The organism is Blautia sp. MSJ-9 (assembly GCF_018919065.1).
Taxonomy (GTDB): Bacteria; Bacillota; Clostridia; order Lachnospirales; family Lachnospiraceae; genus Blautia_A.
Genome location: NZ_JAHLQG010000024.1, coordinates 1 through 22,815, shown reverse-complemented (window position 1 = coordinate 22,815; position 22,815 = coordinate 1). Strand labels below are relative to the sequence as shown.

Here is a 22,815-nt window from a genome sequence, read left to right as displayed (position 1 = left end):
GTACGAAAACGTTTACGAAAAATTTTAGGAAAGATTGAGGCACGCCTATGGTATCAATGAAAGAGATTGCAAAGAAGTGTAATGTTTCAGTGGCGAGTGTCAGCAAAGCACTGAACGGTTATTCTGATATCAGTGAAGAAACAAGGAAATTTATCCTGAAAACGGCTTCGGAAATGGGCTATCTGCCTAATTCTTCGGCAAGAACGCTGAAGACCAAGAGAAGCTACAATCTTGGAGTGATGTTCGTGGATGAAGCGGCCAGCGGACTTACCCATGATTATTTTAATCATGTGCTGGAGAGTTTTAAGAGAACGGCAGAGGAGAGAGGTTACGATATCACTTTTACAAGCGGGAAAATTTCCGGACAGAAGCTGAGTTACTATGAGCACTGCCGTTACAGAGGAGTAGACGGAGTTGTAGTTGCCTGCGTGGATTTTTATGCAGATGAGGTGCAGGAACTGATCCGGTCAGATATTCCGGTGGTTACCATCGACCATGTATTTGATGGAAATATTGCGGTTGTTTCCAATAACAGTCAGGGCATGGAGGATCTTGTCACCTATGTTTACCAGCAGGGACACAGAAGAATTGCCTATATTCACGGCGATAATACTTCTGTGACAAGAATCCGGCTTACAAGTTTTCACAGAACCCTGCAGAGAATGGGAGTGGACACTCCGGATGAATATATTAAGGAAAGTCCATACAGAGATGCGGACAGTGCAGCGAAAGCAACGGGAGAACTTCTGGATCTTCCGAATCCGCCGACCTGTATCCTTTATCCGGATGATTACGCGGCGATCGGAGGGATCAATGAGATCAGAGAAAGAGGACTTCGGATTCCGGAGGATATTTCCATTGCGGGATATGATGGAATTACCATTGCGAAGATACTGGAGCCGAAACTGACCACACTCTGTCAGGATACAGTGGCGATCGGCAGGATCGCGGCGGAGAAGCTGATCGATCTGATCGAGAATCCGAAGACAACACTGGTTGACAGATTTACAGTGGATGGTACTTTGTTTAAAGGAGCATCTGTACAGCAGTTGTTATAGGAGAAAAGAATTTTTACAGGGGCAGGATTTTTGAAGCTTTTGGGGAACATGTTTTGTATACTGTAAAAGTATACTGCTGCAGAGAGGATGGGACAGCAGCGAATAAGAAGTTACTGTGCATGGAATCAACAGTAACAATAAAATAGAATCAGGAGTTAAAAACTAAATATGGATTATCAGTCAATTGTAACATTTGTTATGGAAATGGCAGGGTCAGTGGCATTTGCCGCTTCAGGAGCCATGGTAGGCGTAGAACGGAATATGGATATTTTCGGCGTCAGCGTTCTGGGAGTGGCAACAGCAGTAGGAGGAGGGATGATCAGGGATATTGTTCTGGGAGTGATCCCTCCGGCTGTATTTACGAATCCCGTGTATGCGCTGGTGTCAGTGCTTACTTCCTGCATTGTTTTCTTTATCTTTTATTTCAAGAGAGAACTGTTGCAGGGACACAGACGGGAAACCTATGATAAAATTATGCTGGCGATGGACTCTGTCGGGCTGGGGATTTTTACAGTAGTAGGAGTAAATACGGGAATCCACCAGGGATATATGGACAATGCATTCCTGCTTGTATTCCTTGGAACCATCACAGGAGTAGGCGGCGGTCTGCTCAGAGACATGATGGCAAGTGTACCGCCGTATATTTTTGTAAAGCATATCTATGCCTGTGCGTCGATTATTGGTGCAATCGTGTGTGTTTATATGAATCGGTTTGTTGGAAATGTGGAAGCTATGATCGTATCTTCAATCGTGGTAGTGCTGATCCGTTATCTGGCAGCACATTACCACTGGAATCTGCCGAGGCTGTCACCACATGAACGAAAATAAAAAAGAGAATTCCGGAGTCATATTTCTCCGGAATTCTCTTTTTCTGTATGTTTTGCCAGAACTTTTTCAGTTTTTATTTTCGATAAGCTGGATTCGTTTTCTGTTATAGACCAGATGAAGATACATGGCATCCTGTGCGCGGAGAGGATCGTGGGCTGCGATGGCATCTGCAATCTCACGATGCGTTTCAATTGTTTCGGTATGAAGAGTATTTCCGGTGGTCTCCACAAAAAGAGGAATAGAGCTGTTGATCACCGGGATCAGCCGCGGAACCACAACGTTCTTACTGCTCAGGGCAATGGCAGCGTGAAATTCAATATCTTTTTGTGTGTGATCCTCATGATTATTCAGTAACACTTCTACTTTATCGCAGAGAGCGGTGATTTTTTTTATGTCTTTTTCTTCTGCGTTCGTAGCTGCCATAGCTGCTATGGAAGGCTCCAGAAGGAAGCGTACCTCCAGAAGATCATGGATCAGCTTCTGCTTGTTTCCGATAAAGGTAAAGCCCAGAGGATCCTCTACCATTCCCGGAGAAGAAGCAATATAAGTGCCGGAACCCTGACGTATGGTAACAATGTTTCGTGAAGCAAGCAGCTTCATGGCCTCCCGGACGGAACTTCTTCCTGCGTTCAGACGCTCAGAAAGAATCGTTTCATTAGGAAGCTTGTCTCCGGGCTGCAGGTTCTCTTCTAATATAAGTGAAATAATGTCTTCCGAGATTTTCTGTGGAAGACTTTTTTCTTCTGATGAATTCGTCATATGATTTACTCCGTTTCTAAAAGTGAAATTTCTTAATCTCTATGATAATGTGTTTCGAAATGAATGTCAAAGTGCTAATATGCACAAAAATAAATACAAAAATTTAGATAAAATTCCATATTGCATTTTTGGAGAAGAGAATATATGATAAATACATCAGATGAATTAAAGAGCGAAAAGCGAAAAAACAAGTAAATTCAGAAGAAAAACAGAAAATAGGTCAGATGTATTTGAGAAAAAACAGAAAAACATCAGATGAATCAAGGAGGTAAAAGGAAAAAATGGAAGAAACAACTTTTGCAGCAGATCCCATGAGATTAATGATCGCAGCAGCAGTAGGAATCATCGTATTACTGGTACTGATCATCAAATTCAAACTTCATCCGGTTCTGTCAATGATGATTTCAGCTATTATCATCGGAGCAGGTGCAGGAATGCCGCTTACCATGATTTCCGACACAGTAGAAAAGGGTGTTGGAAAAACACTTCAGGGTATTGCACTTCTGGTAGGTCTTGGCTCCATGTTTGGAGGAATCCTGGAAGTAAGCGGTGGCGCACAGAGGATTGCAGAGACACTGATCCATAAATTCGGTCAGAAAAAAGCAGGATGGGCACTGGGACTTACAGGACTGGTAATCGGAACCACAGTGTTCTTTGAAGCAGGAGTTGTGGTACTGATCCCGCTGGCATTCAGTGTTGCGAAGCAGACAAAAAAATCAACTCTGTACTATGCAATCCCCCTTCTGTCAGGTCTTGCCAGTGGTTACGCTTTTGTACCGCCGTCAGCCGGATCTGTACTTGTGGCAAATGCCCTTGGCGTAAATCTTGGAACCATGATCATGGTCGGAATTCCTACAGCATTAATCTGTATGCTGGTTTCTGGTATTATCTGGGGCGGATTTATCGGAAATAAGATTTTTACAGAGCTTCCTGCCAATGTAGGCGAGATCAAAGATGACGGAAAAGAACTGCCATCCTTTGGACTGGTACTTGGTGTGATCCTCATACCTCTTGTTCTGATCCTTCTCAGTACCTTATCAAAATATATGCCGCTTCCGGCAGGTGTACAGGATGTATTGGGATTCCTTGGAAAACCATTCCTGGCACTGACAATTGCAACTCTGGCTGCAATGTATTTCCTGGGAATCCGCAGAGGCTTCTCAGGTGCACAGTTAAAGAAAATCCTGGATCACTCTCTCAGACCTGTAGGTATGATCCTTCTGGTTATTGCCAGTGGCGGTGTGATCCGTTGGATGTTGCAGGATTCCGGACTTGGAAACATCATCGGACCTGCTCTTGAGAAAAGCGGACTTCCGCTGATCCTGATCGCATTTTTCATTGCTATTCTTGTCCGTGCTTCTGTGGGAAGCTCCATCGTAGCAATGACAATGGCATCCGGAATTATGGCAACCATGCCGGCAGTTATGGATACCAGCATGCTCTACAGAGCAGCAATGTGCTGCGCTATCTGCGGAGGTGCCACAGCTCTGAGCCATGTAAATGATGCAGGATTCTGGCTGGTAGGAACCTTCCTTGAGATTGACGAGAAGACAACACTGAAATCCTGGACAATTATGGAGACACTGATCGGTGTCACAGCACTTATTGTAAGCTTGGTCATTTCGATTTTTGCATAGGAGGCAAAGAAAAATGGTAAAGATACCGGTTTATTTAAGAGATATGTATGATGCGAAACATCTGGTACAGATTGCAGAGAGCTGCAGAGGTGACGTAGATCTGCTCTGTGGCAGATATGTGGTAGATGCCAAGTCCATGCTTGGGGTATTCAGTCTGCCGACCTTTGAACAGGTGGAAATAGGTGTAGGAGAAGAAGAAGCAGAGTTCGTCAGAGAAAAGCTGGAAAGCCTGAATCTGATCCGAAAATAAATGATATCAGGGTCAAAATACCTTTTGATTCTGACAGTATAAAATTACAGGAGGAAAAAATCATGCAGTTAAAAAGTCAGGAAATGAGAAAGCTTGCACCGGAGCTTGATCCGCTGCGTATTGGTACAGGATGGAAGAAAGAAGACCTGGGAAAAGTACAGGTTATGGTAGAGAGTACATACGGAGACAGCCATCCAGGAAGTGGACATCTGAACATTCTTGTGGAAGAGGTCCGCAAGGGAATTGCTGAGGAAGGTGGATTTGGTGCCCGTTATCACTGCACAGATATCTGTGACGGAGAAAGCCAGGGTACAGATGGAATTAATTATAGTCTTGCCAGCCGTGAAATGATCGCAAACATGATTGAAATTCATGCAAATGCAACACCATTTGATGCAGGAGTTTATCTCTCCAGCTGTGATAAGGGTGTACCCGGAAATCTGATGGGACTTGCAAGAGTTAATATTCCGTCTGTATTTGTACCGGGCGGAACTATGAATGCAGGACCGGAAATGCTGACTCTGGAACAGCTTGGAATGTACAGCGCTAAATTTGAACGTGGTGAAATTGATGAAGAGAAGCTTGACTGGGCAAAATGCAATGCCTGCCCAAGCTGTGGTGCATGTTCCTTTATCGGAACAGCATCTACAATGCAGATCATGGCAGAAGCACTGGGACTTGCACTTCCGGGTACAGCACTGATGCCATCCACAAGTCCAGATCTTCTGGCTTTTGCAAGAGAAGCGGGAAGACAGGCTGTGAGAATCGCACAGATGGAAAATATGCGTCCTTCTGATATTGTAACAATGGACAGCTTTGAGAATGCAATCCTTGTACATGCAGCAATTTCAGGAAGTACAAACTGTCTGCTTCATATTCCTGCAATTGCTCATGAATTTGGCATTGAGATCACAGGAGACACCTTCGACAGACTTCACAGAAATGCAAGATATCTTCTGGATGTTCGTCCTGCAGGACGCTGGCCTGCAGAATGCTTCTACTATGCAGGCGGTGTACCGGCAATCATGGAAGAAATCAAAGAGCATCTCCATCTGGATGTCATGACAGTTACAGGCAAGACTCTGGGTGAAAACCTTGAAGAGCTGAAGAACAACGGATTCTATGAGAAATGTGAGAAGTGGCTTCAGGAATTTAACAAACGATACAATGTAAATCTTACAAAAGAAGATATTATCCGTCCATATGATAAAGCAATCGGAACAGATGGAAGTATTGCAATCCTTCGTGGAAACCTGGCACCGGAAGGCGCAGTGATTAAACATACTGCATGCCCGAAGGAAATGTTTAAATCTGTTCTTCGCGCAAGACCTTTTGACAGCGAGGAAGAATGCCTGGATGCAGTACTGAAACATAAGGTTCAGAAAGGTGATGCTGTATTTATCCGTTACGAGGGACCGAAAGGAAGCGGAATGCCGGAAATGTTCTATACTTCCGAAGCAATCAGCAGTGATAAAGAACTTGGAAAGAGCATTGCCCTGATCACTGACGGCCGTTTTTCAGGTGCATCTACAGGTCCGGTTATCGGACATTGCAGCCCGGAGGCTGTTGACGGAGGCCCTATTGCACTGGTAGAAGAAGGCGACCTGATCGAAATCGATGTTATGGAAAGAAAATTAAATATCATCGGAATCGCAGGAGAGCGCAAGTCCATGGAAGAAATCGATGAGATTCTTGCAGAAAGACGTAAAAACTGGAAACCAAGAGAAGCAAAATACAAAAAAGGTGTGCTGCGTCTTTTCAGCCAGCATGCAGCAAGCCCAATGAAGGGAGCTTATCTGGAGTATTGATTATGAAGCATAAATTTATTACCATCGGCGAGATTATGCTGCGTCTGACACCGCCGGATTATGAAAAAATCAGAACAGCTACAACCTTTGAAGCAAGATATGGGGGAAGTGAGGCCAATGTGGCCCTTTCCCTTGCAAATCTTGGAATTGATGCCTCATTTTTCACAGTTGTGCCGGATAACAGTCTGGGCAAAAGTGCTGTTCGTATGATGCGGAGCAATGATGTAAACTGTGACAGCATTGTTTATTCTACAGAAGAAGAGACTCCTACTCATCGTCTGGGAACTTATTATCTGGAAACCGGATATGGAATCCGCCCAAGCAAGGTGGTTTATGACAGAAAGCACAGTGCGTTTTCTGAGTATGATTTCAGTAAGACAGATGTGAAAAAACTGCTGGAAGGTTATACATGGCTTCATTTAAGCGGCATCACTCCTGCCCTTGGAAAAAGCTGCAGGGAACTGATCCTGACCTGTCTGAAAACTGCAAAGGAAATGGGTATGACAGTAAGCTTTGACGGAAACTTCAGAAGTACCTTATGGAGTTGGGAGGAAGCAAGAGATTTCTGCACACTCTGTCTGCCGTATGTGGATGTCCTTTTTGGAATAGAACCTTATCATATCTGGAAAAATGAAGAGGATCATGGAGCCGGAGATGTGAAGGACGGTGTTCCTTTCCAGCCCAACTGTGAAGAACAGAAAAAAGTATTTGAAGCCTTTGTGGAGAGATATCCAAATATCAAATGCATTGCGAGACATGTGAGATTTGCACACAGCTGCAGTGAAAACAGTCTTTCTGCTTATCTGTGGAAAGATGGAGAAATCTATGAAAGCAGACGTCTGACTTTCCACATTCTGGACAGAGTGGGAGGCGGAGATGCATTTGTAAGCGGAATCATCTACGCTCTGATGAATGATTACACACCTGAGGATACAGTAAACTTCGGTGTTGCTGCAAGTGCGGTGAAGCATACGATCCATGGAGACGGAAATATTACAGATGACGTTTCCCTGATCAGACATGTAATGGAAATGAATTTTGATATTAAGAGATAAGACATCAGGATTTATGGCTGAAGTTCGATAAAACATTATGAAAGGTGAGAAAATTCGAATGAAAGATTTAGCAGAAAGATTTCATGAAGTGGGAGTTGTCCCTGTAGTAGTTCTGGAAGATGCAAAGGATGCAGTGCCGCTTGCCCAGGCACTTGTAGAAGGCGGACTTCCATGTGCGGAAGTTACTTTCCGTACAGCGGCAGCAGAAGAGTCCATTCGTCTGATGGCTGAAAAGTTCCCGGAAATGCTGGTTGGAGCAGGAACTGTACTTACCACAGAGCAGGTAGATGCGGCTGTGAAAGCAGGTGCAAAGTTTATTGTAAGCCCTGGCTTTGATCCGGAAATCGTAGACTATTGTCTGAAAAAAGAGATTCCTGTTTTACCGGGATGCGTTACTCCTTCTGAGGTTGCACAGGCAGTGAAACGCGGCCTGAAAACTGTAAAATTCTTCCCTGCAGAACAGGCAGGAGGAATTGCCATGATCAAAGCTATGGCAGCACCTTATACAGGAATTAAATTCATGCCTACAGGCGGAATTAATGCAAAGAACCTGGAAGATTATCTCTCCTTTGACAAGATCGTATGCTGCGGCGGAAGCTGGATGGTAAAAGGAGATCTTGTAAAAGCAGGGGCATTTGACAAAATTAAAGAGCTGACAGCAGAAGCCAGAAATCTGGTTGAATCTATCCGAAAATAATCGGTGCTGTTACACATATTCAACAGACAGGGACAGGAGTCGTTTAGGATTTCCTGTCCCTTCGTTATGTTTCGGTTATGAGCAAGTAGTGCAAATTACGCTTAAACGGAATGCCAGTTCCGCTACTGCAAAACGGCTATTCCATTTTTAACGGTACGAAGTACTACAAGACGGCTGCGCAAAAAGCATTGATACAGTCAGGGGCATAAAATACTAACCTTATATCTCATAAAACGCTGTAAATGTACGATGTAAACCCCAATGTAAAGCATGATATACGCAATAATTGGTGGCTGCAACCGTACTTTTTTTATACAATCAGGTCAACAAATACGAAAGGAAGCAGAGGATATGAATATGATTACACTAAAAGATATTCAAAAAAGTTATGGAACTCATCAGGTATTAAAAGATGTTAATCTGAATATCCATCAGGGAGAAATATACGGACTGATTGGAAAAAATGGTGCCGGTAAGACAACGATATTTAAAATAATATTAGGTCTTAGTGAGTTTGAACATGGGAAAATATCAATTGCAGGAAGTAAAAGCAACAATGATCTGCTGCGGGCAAGAAAAAGAATAGGATTTTTTATAGGAAAGAATTTCTTTGATTATCTGGATGCGAGAGATAATCTGGATTATTACTGCATGATGAAAGGCATCAAGGATAAGAAAGAGATTGACCGTGTTCTTGAATTTGTCGGATTACAGAATGCAAAAGGACAGTTTGGCGGATTTTCTATGGGAATGAAGCAAAGACTTGGAATCGCTGGTGCCATGCTTGGAAATCCGGAAATTATAATTCTGGATGAACCTGTAAATGGACTTGATCCGCAGGGAATTGGTTCATCCGGATATCTGGAACGCTTTACCGTAGATTATGACCTGCCAAATGAATACAACTATTCTGAGAACTGTGCATCCATCGGACTTGCCCTGTTTGGACTGAGAATGGCACAGATCACAGGAGAAAGTCAGTACATGGATGTGGCAGAACGTGCATTATACAATACGGTTCTTGCGGGAATCGTGCTGGACGGAAAGAGCTTCTTCTATGTGAATCCTCTGGAGGTATGGCCGCCTGCATGCATGGAAGGAACCTCCAAGAAACATGTAAAACCAATTCGCCAGAAATGGTTTGGAGTAGCATGCTGTCCTCCGAATATCGCGAGAACATTGGCATCTCTCGGACAGTATGTTTATGCGCAGAAACCGGAGAAAAAAGAACTGTATGTAAATCTCTTTGTATCCAATGAGACAGAGCTTGACTGGAATGAAGATAAGATTTCCGTAAAACTTCAGACAGAATTTCCATGGGTAAATACTTACAGTCTGGAAGAAATCGACAATTCCCAGAATCTCCCGGCAATCTTTGTTGATACAGATGCACCTCTGAGAGAAGAAAAATCTGATCTCTTCGGCGGAATTGTAACTGTAAAAGCCAAAGCAAAGAAAATCGTAGAATCTTCCGTTTCCGACAGCCTTTACAGCGGACAGAAACCACAGTTGGAAGACATAGAACTCACAGCAATCCCGTATCCTTACTGGAATAACAGAGGCGAGGGTGAAATGCTTGTGTGGATGAAGGAACTCAGACCATAGAAATGAAACAGATACCCCTTAAGTAGATGAGAAATATCTATTAAAGGGTATTTTAAATTTATATTGCAAATTACTTGCAAATTTATATCTTGACTAGGATTTAAAAAAGTGTAAAATATTATTTCGATAAAAAGTAACTGATTAGTATCTTTAAGGTTGTAATGTTTTTTACTAAGAAGGAGAAAAAAGAATCCTATGAAATCTCATTTATTTCGGATGAAATATCTATTGGCAGGTATCTATATTATTTGTGTTTTATTTACCTGCTTTAACGCCAGGTTTTACCATACGCCTCTGGCGAAGATATCTTCAGTAACAGAAAAGGAAACAATGAGCAGGAAAGGAACCAGAGATGCAGAAGAGCATTATTATACTCAGAAAATTACAGCGCGTATATTAAACGGTACCCATAAAGGGGAAGAGATTTCTATTTCTAATGAATATACATCGTCTCAGGTTCAGAATCAGAAATATCATAAAGGAGACACGGTCCTTTTAAGCGGTTCAAGGGAAAATCCAGGGAAATCCATACGTTCCATAAAGCGTGATGGTTATCTGGCATTGCTGGCAGGTGGTCTGTTTTTTCTTCTGATCTGTATTACAGGAAAACAGGGATTCTATACGATCATATCGTTGATATTGAACACAATTATATTCGTGTTTGGATTTCAGGCTTTTATGAAAGGGGAAAATATCTTAAATATCTGCAATGTAATTGCTTTTCTTTTTTCGGTAACAACTTTGATCTGTCTGAATGGAATCCACAGAAAAACATGGGCTTCTGTTATTTCAACCATATGTGTACTGTTTCTGATCATGGCACTATTTGAATTTTCTATTCAGTTTTTTGGAGATCTGGATTATTCCAATCTGGAATATCTGGGGAGTATGAGTAATTCTGCTGATATATTCTGGACAGATATTATGCTGACAGGACTTGGAGCTATCATGGATGTAGCTGTAACTATTAGTGCTGCAACAGGGGAAATTGTCCGGAAAAATCCAGATGTTTCTCTGAGAAAATTAATACATTCAGGACGGGAAATCGGATATGACATTATGGGAACTATGATAAATGTGTTGCTTTTTGTTCTGACAAGCGGCATGATTCCTATGTTTATCCTGAAAATGAACAATGAGATCAGGTTTATAACGATCATACGATATCATATTCCATATGATATCTGTCGTTTTCTGATTGAAAGTATAGGAATTGTACTGGCAATCCCTGTATCTGTTTTTATTTCTTCTATTATCATGAAACTACCATCTCTGAAAAGGAGCGACAAAAAATGATAATTTTTCTTGCACTGGTGTTGATTATTTTAATGATTCTGATTGGTGGGGAGCGCGGAGCAGTTTCTCTTATGACACTGGCCGGTAATATTGTAATTCTGTTTATTTCGATTCTTCTGATGTCCATTGGTTTCCCGGCGCTGCTTCTGATATTGGCTGCAGGGGCAGGAGTCTGCTATAATTCCCTGTTCTACCAGAATGGAAACAATCCAAAGACACGGGCGGCTTTTCTGGCTACCTTGCTTGTAATGCTGCTTTTATTTATTCCGATTTATCTTATTATATGGAGATCAGGAAGCTACGGACTGAATGAGCTTCAGCTTTCAGAAGATGATTTTATGTATTATTACAGTACGGATATCCATATTAATATGCTTCATGTGGCAGTTTTTGTAACTGTTTTCAGTACTCTTGGAGCGGTTATTGATACTGCTTTATCTGTAACTTCTTCTGTATATGAAGTCTGGACACATAAAAACAGCCTGACAGCGAAAGAACTTACTTCTTCCGGCTATCAGGTTGGAAAAGAAATCATAGGAACAACTGTAAATACGTTGCTTTTTGCTTATCTTGGAGGCTCTATTCTGTTATTTGCCTATGTTCAGACACAGCAATATAACCTGGAAATTATTCTCAATTCCAAATTTCTTTTTCAGGATGTTGCAATCATGCTGTCTGGGGCGATTGCCTGCCTTTTTACAGTACCGGTATCAATCAGATGTGTGATTCGCCAGATTCATCATGCTACATCTGAAACAGATCACAGCTGATCGGATTTGTTTTCACAGTCTTTGCAGATTCCATGAAGCATATCTCCGCTGCACTGCAGACGGAATCCATGATCCCGGAACAGATGCTCTTTTAATTCACCCATAAAGTCACAGTCAAGATGTACAACATTTCCGCATCTGATACATTTCAGATGCAGGTGGTCTGTACATTTTTTTTCTTCTCCTGCGAATTGAAACACTGCTTTGTCAGAATTCAGATCCGGGTATTTAATTACAACGTGTTCTGCGCAAAGCTTATCCAGATAGCGGTAGACAGTTGTTGTGTTTACTTTAATTCCCATTTCTTTTAAATACTTTTTAACATAATATATAGCAAGAATTCTCCTTCCTCTACAGGTGGGAGATGAATTGCAAAAAATAAAAAGAACACTTGTTTGGTAGTGGGATCCATGGTATAATAGAATCAGTCGATAAGATAATTACTCAAAAAAAGGACTGGTTTTATGGAAAATATGGATCATAATGCACATTCAGTGTACTTGATGTATTATCACCTGATTATGGTGGTGAAATATCGAAGAAAAGTTATCAATGATCCGATTTCAGAAAGAGCAAAGGAAATATGGGGATATATTGCCCCACGGTATGGAATTGTTTTGGAGGAATGGAATCATGATATTGACCATGTTCATGTAATGTTTCGTGCACAGCCTAAAACAGAACTCAGCAAATTTATCAATGCTTATAAAAGTGCCAGCAGCAGGCTGCTGAAAAAAGAGTATCCGGAAATCCGGGAAAAACTTTGGAAAGAAGCGTTCTGGAGTCAGAGTTTCTGTCTTTTGACGGCAGGAGGGGCACCAGTAGAAGTGATCCGTCAATACATCGAAAATCAGGGAGAGAAAAAGAATTGAACATAGCATATCGTTTCCGGATTTATCCAACAGAAGAACAGAAGATACTCCTTGGAAAAACATTTGGCTGCTGTCGTTTTCTGTACAACCAGATGCTTAATGACAAGATCCAGGAGTATAAAAAGACAAAGAAGATGTTAAAGAATACACCAGCTATGTATAAAAAGGAGTATCCATTTCTGAAAGAAGTTGATTCGCTGGCACTGGCAAATGTTCAGCTCCATCTGGAAAAAGCATATAAGAATTTTTTTCGTGATCCTAAGGTTGGATTTCCACGTTTCAAGTCAAAACATCACTCCAAAAACAGCTATACAACAAATGTAGTCAACGGAAATATTCTGGTAGAAGATAACCGGATCCGGCTTCCGAAATTAAAATGGATCTCCATGAAAAAACACAGGGAGCCTGCAGAAAACTGCCGTTTGAAATCAGTGACAGTCAGTATGGAGCCATCCGGAAAATATTTTGCAAGTCTGCTGTATGAAGGATACAGCTGCGAAAATCAAGCAGCAGATAAGGATTACAGTAATGCTAAAATACTTGGGATTGATTATGCGATGCAGGGGATGGCTGTGTTTTCAGAAGAGATTGAGATGGAAGAAGCAGGATTCTTCAGAAAAAATGAAAAAAGGCTGGCAAGGGAGCAGCGTAAACTGTCGAGATGTGTAAAAGGAAGCCGTAATTATGTGCGACAGAAAAAGAAAGTTGCCAGGTGCCATGAAAAAATACGCAGCCAGAGAAGAGATTATCTGCATAAACTGAGCCGCAGGATCACAGACCAGTACGATATAGTTGCGGTGGAAGATATTGATATGAAAGCGATGAGCCAGTGCCTGCATTTTGGGAAAAGTATACAGGATAATGGATACGGGATGTTCCGGAATATGCTGGATTATAAGCTTGCCTGGAAGGGAAAAGAATTAGTAAAGGTAGACCGCTTTTTCCCGTCAAGCAAAAAATGCAGTAAATGCGGAAAGATAAAAAAAGAGCTGAAATTATCCGAAAGAGTTTACCGCTGTACGTGCGGAAATGAGATGGACAGAGATCGAAATGCAGCAATCAACATCCGTGAAGAGGCAAGAAGGATGCTGGCAGCATAAACTGTCCGTATCCGGACAAGACAATAAGTAAGAAATATGCCCGTGTCCGGGCAAAAAATCGCGGGGCACGCGAGGATAGCTTGTAGATACTTGGCTCAGTAGAGCCATTGAGCAAGAAGCCCCCACTTCAAAATCAGAGATTTAAGTGGTGGGAGCATGTCACTAATGACGAAACATAAATAAATTCAAGTTTTGTTGATTAGGAAATTGAGGAGTCATGCATTTTGTAAAGGGAGATTTGTAAATGAAAACGTGTTGTTTAGTATGGGAAATTCCTGTAATAGAGGGAGAACATTATAATCCAATTATGAATGTCATTTATATGCAAAAAGCAAAGAAATTTTTGAATCAATTAAATCGATATTTTCAGAATAAGAATATGGATTGGAAGTGTGTTTTGGATCGTTCAGCATGTACTTATAATGAGATTTTTTCCGGTGAAAATCAGGCAGTTATTTTTGCACCGGAAGCAAAAACAAGACAATGGTTATATAAAAAAGAAATTCAAGCTGTAAGTATTCCAAAATATTATCTGGATTTTGCAGAATATAATGAAGGAAAGTTAGATAAAATAGCAATTTTCTTTATGAACTTAAAAAAAGCTGTACAATAGATTTCCTTGTTATGGAGCAATGATATGTTTGGGAGGTAGAAAAAATTACAGGGAAAAGAAACCGAAGTAAAAAGCCGATGCGGGATGATATGCCCCTTGTCAAGCGCCTGTCGGTGCGGTTGCTACTACGTAAATCCTTGAATTTTTTACTACATATACTTTGCAGACATATGTTTTTCTTTTATATTTTGTAGTAATATAGAATCCTTCTTCACGGGTACTTCCTTTGTTCTCATGTAAATATAAAATGATTGAAATTTTTCATTATTAAATACATATATTTATAATTAAGAGAGTTACAATGCCGGTACCTTGAGAACATCGGAGGTTGCAGTTATGAGGGCTTTTGATAGAAAAAAGTCTTTTAATATATCCTGATCAATGATATAATATTCTAAAATATTGATGGATGGACATTTTTATTTTCTAAAATGTTGACATATGGACATTTTTGCTTTCTAAAATGTTGATAATAAAAGAAATATAGTAATTAAAAATGTTGCAAAGTTGTTCTTGATAAAAATATTGTTTGGTAACAGGAGGTGTTTTATGTTAAAAAGAAAAGTGACGCATTACATAAAAAAATGGGTAGATTCAAAAAACAAAAAATGTCTTGTGATTCAGGGAGCCAGACAAACAGGAAAAACATATATAGTTGAAAGATTTGCAGAAGAGAACTATGAAGAAATTGTTGAAATTAATTTTAAACAGATACCGTCTGCGATGGATATTTTTTCCGGTGATCTAACAGTAGATAATATGGTTATGGCTATGCGGTTTCGTTTTCCTGAAAAGAAGATTATTCCAGGAAAGACTATGATTTTTCTGGATGAGATTCAGGAGTGTCAGGAAGCAATAACTTCTCTTAAGTTTTGGGCATTAGATAATAGATTTGATGTTATTGCATCAGGATCACTTTTAGGAATTGATTATAAACGTGCTTCTTCTTACCCTGTTGGGTATGTTGATTATTTGAAAATGTATGGAATAGATTTTGAGGAGTTTCTTTGGGGAATGGGAATCTCTGAGGATATGATAATGAATCTCTGTGGATATCTTGGTTCAAAAGCTACTATTCCAGAGGCAATTCATTCTCAGATGATGAAATATTTTAGGCAGTATGTCGCTATAGGTGGTATGCCGGAAGCAGTTCAGAAGTATATAGATACAAAAGATTTTAGGGAGGTTGACCGGATTCAGAGAAGCCTGTTACAGGGATATCAGTATGATATAGTTCATTATGCTACAGCTGAAGAAAAGGTAAAAGCGGAGAAGTGCTACCTTTCCCTTGCGAAACAGTTATTGGATAAAGAGAATCATAAATTTCAATATAAAGAAGTTGAGCATGGAGGCAGGGCACAGAAGTATTTTTCTAGTATCGAATGGTTACTTCGTGCAGATATGTTGTATTTGTGTAAACTTGTAACAGATATAAGATTTGATCTGGATGATTATGCAAGAGATGATTTTTTCAGAGCTTATACAACGGACTTGTCTCTGTTGATGGCGATGAAAGATTTTTCCTTGAAGCAGCATATTATAGAAAATACCTTAGCAGGAAATTCCAAAGGAGGAATATTTGAATGTGCTGTAGCAGATGCTCTTTATAAGAAGGGATATCAGTTATATTTCTACAAAAATGAGACAACGAAAAAAGAAATTGATGTAATCATTCAAAAAGATGGAAAAGTAGTTCCTATTGAGGTCAAGAGTGGAAATACACGTGCAAATTCACTAAAGTCGATCATGAAAAATAATAAAGATATAAGCTATGGATATAAGTTCATAGATGGGAATGTAGGAACCAGCGAAGAGGGAATAATCACATTACCGCTCTATATGATCGCTTTCTTTGATAAAGTATCAGAATAACTGTTCTTATTTTTGTAGAAATAATATCTAACAGTCTTTTTAAGGGAAAGTTCATCTGTGATAAATTCAGTGTTTTTAAGGGGGTGTGAAGAATTTAATAACAGAATATAACAGTTATTAAATCTCCTAAAACAGGTGAATGCTTAATCGGGATTTAAAGCTTGTTGGAGGATAAGATTATGAAAAGCAAAAGGATAATTATAGGTATCACCATCGGAATCATAGCAGCGATGCTCTGGAGCGTTGTTTTTATAAACTCATTAAACAGCATGGCAGGAATTGGAATCGGAATATGCCTGGGTATATCGTTTGGTATATCTGGCAGTCTTATTTTTTCGAAAAAAGATAAAGATAAGTGATGATACAACTCGGTATTTGTCTAATCAGAGAAAATTGAATGTTGCAAAATCATAATGCCAGTGGACATTAAATATGCACTGGCATTTTTATGTACAATTTTACAAGAATGTCCATGTGTGGACAAGAACTGATAAGTGAAGATTGATTTTTAATTATAAGATTGGTAAATTATAAGCAGATGGACATCTGTACATAAATATTCGGATGAAGTAATTATCTATATAAATGTGACGTACATCACGGAAAACGATAAACTTTTTCATTATAATACAAAAGGAGAGCAAGACAGGAGTAGTTTATTATCAAGGCTGCAAAAGTTATGCCAGTGAGGTTGATACAATGGGACAGATAACAATCAGGGAATTGGGGAATATGGATTTTTTCAGAGAAATACCAAAGGACATTCTGCAGAATCTGCTTAATGAAAGTAAGATTGTTTCTTATAAGAAAAAGGAAGTGATTTTTCATTCACGCAGCAGAACAAAAACAGTGTATTTTGTGTATTCAGGAGAAGTGATGCTTTATAATCTGACAAAGCACGGAAATCGAAAGGTGATTTTTATCCTGGGAAAAGGACGGCTTTTAAATCAGAGTATTGTAAGTAAAAAGCCCAATGCACTTTTTTGTGAGGCTGCCTGTCCGGTGCAGATACTGGAAATTGCAGAAGAACCATTCCTTCATCTTATGGAGCAGAGTCATGATCTGACAAGAGCTGTTCTGAGAGAATATGAAAGAAATCTCTGGCGAATGGGCCATCAGTTAAAAAATACGACCGGGAACATGCAGATGGAGCGAAAAATAGCTGCAAAATTGTGGAAGCTGGGTCGTGATTTTGGTGTGGATACGGAAGACGGAGTGATGATAGATATTGATCTTACCATTACCCTGATGGCAGATCTGGTTGGAGCACCAAGGGAAAATGTATCCCGTGCCTGTAAGGTCCTTACGGACAGAGGTCTGATCCATTATGGTAATAAGCGATTTACACTGACAGATTTTGAAGGTCTTGCAGAATTCTATAAAATGTGATTATAAGAAAGGGGTATCTGATGGGAAAACGTTTCAACAATGATGAGATGCAGAAGATTTTTGAAATTCTGCAGGAATCCTATGATGTGTATGGACCGAGAATTTACCAGGGAACAGGATGTTTTTCAGATACAGATGTAATTCGTTATGGACGGTTGGACAGCTGGGAAGAACTTGTCTGGGATCAGAAGTCGGATTACAGTTTTAAGGAAGTATTGTTTCCAATTTCAGAGACGATTCTTTATTTTACAGAGAATGAGATGAAAACAGCAGACGGAGCAGCAAGGCAGAGATTGATTTTTTTGAAAAGCTGTGATTTTCATGCTCTGAAACGTCTGGATGAGATGTACCTGAAAAACGGTGCAGAGGATTATTATTACAGAAGAATGCGGGAAAATACAGTTTTTGCTGTGATGGGGTGTAAGGAATCCGGCAAAAATTGTTTTTGTGTAAGTATGGGCACAAATCGTTGTGAAGAATATGATATGTATATTTTTCAGGATGAAAAGGGCTGTTACATGGAACTGAGATGCAGAGAACTGGAAGAATTATTATGGGATTATGGACAGAATGTTCAGGAGGAACCCACTTTTGTGGAAAAGAATGAGGTTCATGTAGAGGTTCCGGAGAAACTTCCGGATACAATTCACCAGGATTCCATGTGGCAGGAATATGGCAGCCGCTGTATTGGCTGTGGCCGCTGCAATTTTGTCTGTCCCACATGTACCTGTTTTACTATGCAGGATATTTTTTATAAAGACAATCCAAAGGCTGGAGAGCGCCGCCGTGTATGGGCTTCCTGTCAGGTGGACGGATATTCTGACATTGCCGGAGGGCACAGCTTCCGCCAGAATCAGGGTGAAAGAATGCGTTTTAAGGTATTACATAAAATTTCAGATTATAAGAAAAGATTTGGATACCATATGTGTGTCGGTTGCGGACGTTGTGAAAATGTGTGTCCGGAGTATATTTCCTATATTGCATGTCTTCAGAAACTGAAAGAAAAGGAGGGAAAATAAGATGGCAAATGAATATATTCCTTTCTTATCTAAGATAAAAGAAATTGTGAAGCATACAGAAACAGAATATACATTCCGCATGACATATGTGGGAGATGTAAGACCAGGGCAGTTTTTTGAAGTTTCTATTCCGAAATATGGTGAGGCGCCCATTTCTGTCAGTGGTATCGGAGAAGATTATGTTGATCTGACCATACGTAAGGTTGGTAAAGTAACCGGAGAAATTTTTGAATTGAATGAGGGAAGCAGCTTTTTTATGCGTGGTCCTTATGGAAATGGTTTCGAGAAAGAGAATTATCAGGGGAAAGAACTGATCGTGGTAGCCGGTGGAACAGGAGTATCTCCTGTGCGAGGTGTGATCAGTTACTTCGGTGAGCATCAGAATGAAGTAAAAAAATTACATACGATCCTTGGTTTTAAATCTCCGTCAGATATTTTGTTCCGTGAAGATCTGAAGAAATGGGAACAGCAGATGGATCTGATCCTGACGGTGGACTCATCCGATGACGATTCTTATAGGACAGGACTTGTTACAAAATATATTCCGGAACTTGAACCTGATAATATCCATGAGACTGCAGCTATTGTTGTCGGACCTCCGGTCATGATGAAATTTGCAGTAGCAGAGCTTTTAAAGCTGGGAATGAAGGAAGAACAGATATGGATCTCGCAGGAAAGAAAAATGTGCTGCGGACTTGGTAAATGCGGGCATTGCCGAATGAATGACACCTATATTTGTCTGGATGGTCCGGTATTCTGCTATTCAGAAGGCAAAAAACTGTTTGATTAGGGAGGAAATCATAATGGATATTAATACAAAGAAACTGAAGAAAAATGCCTTCCGTGTATCAAAGGTTCGTGGGCTTACGGCCTCCAGAGTGCGTGTTCCGGGAGGCTGCTGTAATGCAGATGTCATGCAGCAGGTGGTGGATATTGCCAGAAAATATGGAAACGGACAGATTCATCTTACCACACGCCAGGGATTTGAAATTGAAGGAATCCATATGGAAGATATGGATAAAGTTAATGAGATGCTCCAGCCGATCATAGATAATCTTCAGATTAATCAAAATGAGACAGGTACCGGGTATCCGGCATCAGGAACCAGAAATGTCTGTGCATGTATCGGAAACAGAGTCTGTCCTTTTGGAAATTATAATACAGCAGCCTTTGCGAAGAGAATTGAAAAGGCGATATTTCCTAATGATTTTCATTTCAAAATTGCACTTACAGGCTGTGCCAATGACTGTATCAAGGCGAGAATGCATGATTTTGGAATTATCGGCATGACAGAGCCACAATATGACCCGAATCGTTGTGTTTCCTGTGGTGCCTGCATAAAAGGCTGTGATAAGTTATCAGTGGATGCGTTAAAGATGGAAAACTACAGGATCGTACGCAACGAAGAAAAATGCGTAGGATGTGGCGTCTGCGTGACAAAATGTCCGACCAGAGCATGGACCAGAAGTGAAAAGAAATACTATCGTCTGACACTTATGGGACGAACAGGAAAGAAAAATCCACGTCTGGGAGAAGATTTTCTGATCTGGGCAGACGAAGACACCATCATCAAAGTTATCCTGAATACCTATAAATTTGTGAAGGAATATATTGATCCCAATGCGCCTGGCGGTAAGGAACATGTGGGATACATTATTGACCGTGTGGGTTTTGCAGAATATAAAAAATGGGCATTGGACGGTGTAGAGCTTCCACCGGAAACAATCGTGAAAGATAATATTTACTGGAGCGGAATACATTATAGATAATTTCAGGGAAAAGATAATCAGAATCAATAAAGCCGATGCGGGATTTTTGAATACTGCATGGGCTTTATTGATTTTACAGAGGTTTTGAAAATTTGATTTTTACTGGTTCATCAGGACTTGTCATTCGAGATGTCGGTCAGGAAACAGGATGTTACCTTTTGTAGATAAAACGATTTTGGTCAGATTGAGAACTCTTTGTTTTTCTGATATAATCCTGTCTTTGACAGTTGTTAGAAGAAAAAATCACTGTATCCCTTGTGTTTACTGGGGTTCAGCGATTTTTGCCATTGTTTTGAAGTATAGTAATTGCAAGTACTTTTTTTATTATTCAACTGTCAAACTCCCGAGCTGAAAGCTAGCAAGAAAAAGCACGCAAATATTCTTCATTTTCACCTCTTTACAAACCTTTTTCAACAGAGTATTGTATAATTCGGATGAAGTAATTTTTATGAGGTAATTTTATGTGTGAAAATGAAAAAAAGAAATCTCATTCCATTGAGATGACCACAGGCTCTCTCTGGAAAAATATACTCCTCTTCAGCCTTCCACTTATGGGATCACAGGTACTGGAGGTTCTTTTTAACTTAAGCGATGTTGCCGTTGTTGGACGGTTTGCAGATTATATGGCATTAGGTGCCGTCGGCTCCACAACTTTGCTGGTTACTCTGTTTACCGGAATCCTTATCGGAATGGGTGCCGGTGTCAATGTTCGCGTAGCTCACGAACTGGGTGCCGGAGATAAAAAAGGCATAGAAGAAACAATCCATACTTCTCTTCTTTTGTGCGCAATCACAGGTCTGCTCGTCTGCGCCATCTGTCTTCTGTTTTCCGGGCGGATGCTGTCCATGATGAACACGAAGCCGGAACTTATTGATCAGGCTATTTTATATATGAAGATTTATTCTCTGGGAATGCCGGCAATGGCTGTGTACAATTTCGGTAACGGCGTATTAAGTGCCCGGGGCGATACAAAAAGACCGTTGATCTACCTTTTCATTGCAGGTGTGATCAATGTTCTTCTGAATTTATTTTTCGTTATCGTCTGTCATATGGCAGCCGCAGGTGTTGCAACAGCCAGCGCGATTTCTCTCTATGTCTCTGCTTCTCTGGTGATGATCCATCTCCTCAGAAGAACCGATGACTGCAAAGTATCTCTGCGTAAGATCTGCCTGCACCCCAAGGCCTGCAAAGCAGTTCTCATGCTTGGTATCCCTACAGGTCTTCAGAACGGAATCTTTGCCATTGCAAACCTGTTTGTGCAGACTGGTGTCAACTCTTTTGATGCAGTGATGGTTTCCGGAAATGCAGCTGCTGCAAATGCTGACTCCCTGATCTATAATGTCATGTTTTCTTTTTATACTGCATGTGCAAGCTTTATCGGTCAGAACTGGGGTGCCGGTAATAAAAAACGAATGCTGAAATCTTATAGAATCAGCCTTACATATGCCTTCATTTTCGGTGCAATCCTGGGTGGACTACTCCTTGTGTTTGGCCCACAGTTTCTTTCTCTGTTCGCCACGGAACCAGCAGTTATTGATGCTGGTATGCAGAGGATTCGTATTATGGCATTCAGCTATGCATTCAGCTGTTTTATGGACGGCAGCATCGCCGCATCCCGAGGTATCGGAAAAAGTATTCCGCCTACCATTATCGTTATCCTGGGCTCCTGCGTATTTCGTATTGTCTGGATTTATACAGTATTTGCACATTTCCAGACGATTTCATCACTGTATCTTTTATATATCTTCTCATGGGGAATTACAGGACTTGCAGAAACTCTGTTTTTTGTTATAAGTTTTAAGAAAATTTGGGCTGGAAAATAGTCACAGCCACTCTGTGACTTATATGCCAGGTGGATTCCACAATTGACTGGAAAGAAAATCAGCTTATAAAACGGGTGAAATCTCAATCGGAATTGACCGAGCTGAAAACGAGGGATACTTCTTGTCCGAAGGGCAAGAAGGTAGAACTAAAAATAATTAGAACAATCGGAATTTCCAGAGAAAAGCACCTGTCAAAGAATCTTTACGTAACTATATATGCAATGTAATGTGATGATTGCTTTACTTTGAACATTATTTTTTAGATAATAATATACAAAAATTAAGGAGGATTCATTATGAGTGAGAAAACAGAATATCCCAGTCCGCCAGACACTGGAAATCTACCGGTCTGCGGTCAGTTACCTGACAGAAATATATGAGCAGGTGTGGGAAGAACTGGCAGAGATACCGGATGCCAAAAGGCGGTTTAATGCTGCAGAGCATCTGGTGCATACTACAAAAAAGAATCCTGCACGCTTTGATTTTGATCTTCGCTTTCCGAAGATGCCGTCCTACCTGAGGCGAGCCGCAATCCAGCATGCATTGGGAAGTGTATCTTCTTACGAAACACGGATGGAACTGTGGGAAAAGTCAG

21 protein-coding genes and 3 pseudogenes are annotated in these 22,815 nt (G+C 40.5%); 22 read left to right on the top strand and 2 right to left on the bottom strand.

All coding sequences use genetic code 11. The annotated features are described in order from the left end of the window. Positions 1-47: 47 nt before the first annotated feature. Complete coding sequence (locus tag KQI87_RS06405) at positions 48-1,058, top strand: LacI family DNA-binding transcriptional regulator (protein ID WP_216459417.1); 1,011 nt, start codon at positions 48-50, stop codon at positions 1,056-1,058. 168 nt (positions 1,059-1,226) lie between these two features. Beyond that, positions 1,227-1,886 (top strand): trimeric intracellular cation channel family protein, encoded by a 660-nt coding sequence (locus KQI87_RS06400; protein WP_216459415.1) that lies wholly within the window; start codon positions 1,227-1,229, stop codon positions 1,884-1,886. A gap of 66 nt (positions 1,887-1,952) precedes the next feature. Here the strand turns inward: KQI87_RS06400 and KQI87_RS06395 are convergent, their stop codons facing one another. Next, the gene (locus KQI87_RS06395; RefSeq protein ID WP_216459413.1) at positions 1,953-2,645 is read right to left on the bottom strand and encodes a FadR/GntR family transcriptional regulator; all 693 of its coding nucleotides are present in this window, start codon (positions 2,643-2,645) and stop codon (positions 1,953-1,955) included. 281 nt (positions 2,646-2,926) lie between these two features. Between KQI87_RS06395 and KQI87_RS06390 the strand changes: the two genes are divergently transcribed. The 9 genes and pseudogenes from KQI87_RS06390 (at position 2,927) to KQI87_RS06355 (ending at position 11,763) form a co-directional block, all read left to right on the top strand. Then, a complete protein-coding gene (locus tag KQI87_RS06390) occupies positions 2,927-4,282 on the top strand; it encodes a GntP family permease (protein WP_161276054.1) in 1,356 nt (451 codons plus the stop codon). Positions 4,283-4,295: 13 nt separating this feature from the next. Continuing rightward, the gene (locus KQI87_RS06385; RefSeq protein WP_195284904.1) at positions 4,296-4,532 is read left to right on the top strand and encodes an HPr family phosphocarrier protein; all 237 of its coding nucleotides are present in this window, start codon (positions 4,296-4,298) and stop codon (positions 4,530-4,532) included. Between the two features lie 62 nt (positions 4,533-4,594). Next, positions 4,595-6,340, top strand: a complete 1,746-nt coding sequence (gene ilvD / locus KQI87_RS06380; protein ID WP_173706105.1) for a dihydroxy-acid dehydratase — start codon at positions 4,595-4,597, stop codon at positions 6,338-6,340. A gap of 2 nt (positions 6,341-6,342) precedes the next feature. Further along, on the top strand, positions 6,343-7,395 hold the full coding sequence (locus KQI87_RS06375) for a sugar kinase (protein WP_216459411.1): 1,053 nt from the start codon (positions 6,343-6,345) through the stop codon (positions 7,393-7,395). A 58-nt stretch (positions 7,396-7,453) separates the two neighbouring features. Further along, positions 7,454-8,092, top strand: coding sequence for a bifunctional 4-hydroxy-2-oxoglutarate aldolase/2-dehydro-3-deoxy-phosphogluconate aldolase (locus tag KQI87_RS06370; protein WP_216459409.1), 639 nt, complete (start codon positions 7,454-7,456; stop codon positions 8,090-8,092). Between the two features lie 270 nt (positions 8,093-8,362). Beyond that, a pseudogene (locus tag KQI87_RS17515) lies at positions 8,363-8,905 on the top strand (ATP-binding cassette domain-containing protein); the annotation flags it as partial. 27 nt (positions 8,906-8,932) lie between these two features. After that, positions 8,933-9,697: pseudogene (locus tag KQI87_RS17510) on the top strand (beta-L-arabinofuranosidase domain-containing protein); the annotation flags it as partial. 195 nt (positions 9,698-9,892) lie between these two features. Then, complete coding sequence (locus tag KQI87_RS06360; protein ID WP_216459406.1) at positions 9,893-10,993, top strand: YibE/F family protein; 1,101 nt, start codon at positions 9,893-9,895, stop codon at positions 10,991-10,993. Continuing rightward, positions 10,990-11,763, top strand: coding sequence for a YibE/F family protein (locus KQI87_RS06355; protein ID WP_026649539.1), 774 nt, complete (start codon positions 10,990-10,992; stop codon positions 11,761-11,763). Before KQI87_RS06360 ends, KQI87_RS06355 begins: the two co-directional genes overlap by 4 nt. On the opposite strand, the gene KQI87_RS06350 is transcribed toward KQI87_RS06355, so the two are convergent. Further along, on the bottom strand, positions 11,754-12,095 hold the full coding sequence (locus tag KQI87_RS06350; RefSeq protein ID WP_330655713.1) for a Fur family transcriptional regulator: 342 nt from the start codon (positions 12,093-12,095) through the stop codon (positions 11,754-11,756). The genes KQI87_RS06355 and KQI87_RS06350 overlap by 10 nt on opposite strands. A gap of 132 nt (positions 12,096-12,227) precedes the next feature. On the opposite strand from KQI87_RS06350, the gene tnpA reads away from it, so the two are divergent. The 11 genes and pseudogenes from tnpA to KQI87_RS06295 all read left to right on the top strand — a co-directional run. After that, complete coding sequence (gene tnpA, locus KQI87_RS06345; RefSeq protein ID WP_055058969.1) at positions 12,228-12,635, top strand: IS200/IS605 family transposase; 408 nt, start codon at positions 12,228-12,230, stop codon at positions 12,633-12,635. Continuing rightward, the gene (locus KQI87_RS06340; protein ID WP_118342288.1) at positions 12,632-13,735 is read left to right on the top strand and encodes an RNA-guided endonuclease TnpB family protein; all 1,104 of its coding nucleotides are present in this window, start codon (positions 12,632-12,634) and stop codon (positions 13,733-13,735) included. Before tnpA ends, KQI87_RS06340 begins: the two co-directional genes overlap by 4 nt. A gap of 244 nt (positions 13,736-13,979) precedes the next feature. Beyond that, on the top strand, positions 13,980-14,348 hold the full coding sequence (locus tag KQI87_RS06335; RefSeq protein ID WP_216459404.1) for a hypothetical protein: 369 nt from the start codon (positions 13,980-13,982) through the stop codon (positions 14,346-14,348). 549 nt (positions 14,349-14,897) lie between these two features. Then, on the top strand, positions 14,898-16,220 hold the full coding sequence (locus KQI87_RS06330) for an ATP-binding protein (protein WP_216459402.1): 1,323 nt from the start codon (positions 14,898-14,900) through the stop codon (positions 16,218-16,220). A 179-nt stretch (positions 16,221-16,399) separates the two neighbouring features. Next, the gene (locus tag KQI87_RS06325; protein WP_216459400.1) at positions 16,400-16,579 is read left to right on the top strand and encodes a hypothetical protein; all 180 of its coding nucleotides are present in this window, start codon (positions 16,400-16,402) and stop codon (positions 16,577-16,579) included. A 340-nt stretch (positions 16,580-16,919) separates the two neighbouring features. Beyond that, a complete protein-coding gene (locus KQI87_RS06320; RefSeq protein ID WP_216459398.1) occupies positions 16,920-17,609 on the top strand; it encodes a Crp/Fnr family transcriptional regulator in 690 nt (229 codons plus the stop codon). A 20-nt stretch (positions 17,610-17,629) separates the two neighbouring features. Next, positions 17,630-18,628 (top strand): anaerobic sulfite reductase subunit AsrA, encoded by a 999-nt coding sequence (gene asrA / locus KQI87_RS06315; protein ID WP_216459397.1) that lies wholly within the window; start codon positions 17,630-17,632, stop codon positions 18,626-18,628. A gap of 1 nt (position 18,629) precedes the next feature. After that, complete coding sequence (asrB, locus tag KQI87_RS06310; protein WP_216459396.1) at positions 18,630-19,418, top strand: anaerobic sulfite reductase subunit AsrB; 789 nt, start codon at positions 18,630-18,632, stop codon at positions 19,416-19,418. A 13-nt stretch (positions 19,419-19,431) separates the two neighbouring features. Beyond that, positions 19,432-20,397 (top strand): sulfite reductase subunit C, encoded by a 966-nt coding sequence (gene asrC, locus KQI87_RS06305; RefSeq protein WP_216459395.1) that lies wholly within the window; start codon positions 19,432-19,434, stop codon positions 20,395-20,397. Between the two features lie 461 nt (positions 20,398-20,858). Further along, the gene (locus KQI87_RS06300) at positions 20,859-22,220 is read left to right on the top strand and encodes an MATE family efflux transporter (protein WP_216459394.1); all 1,362 of its coding nucleotides are present in this window, start codon (positions 20,859-20,861) and stop codon (positions 22,218-22,220) included. Positions 22,221-22,520: 300 nt separating this feature from the next. Continuing rightward, a pseudogene (locus KQI87_RS06295) lies at positions 22,521-22,815 on the top strand (IS200/IS605 family accessory protein TnpB-related protein); the annotation flags it as partial.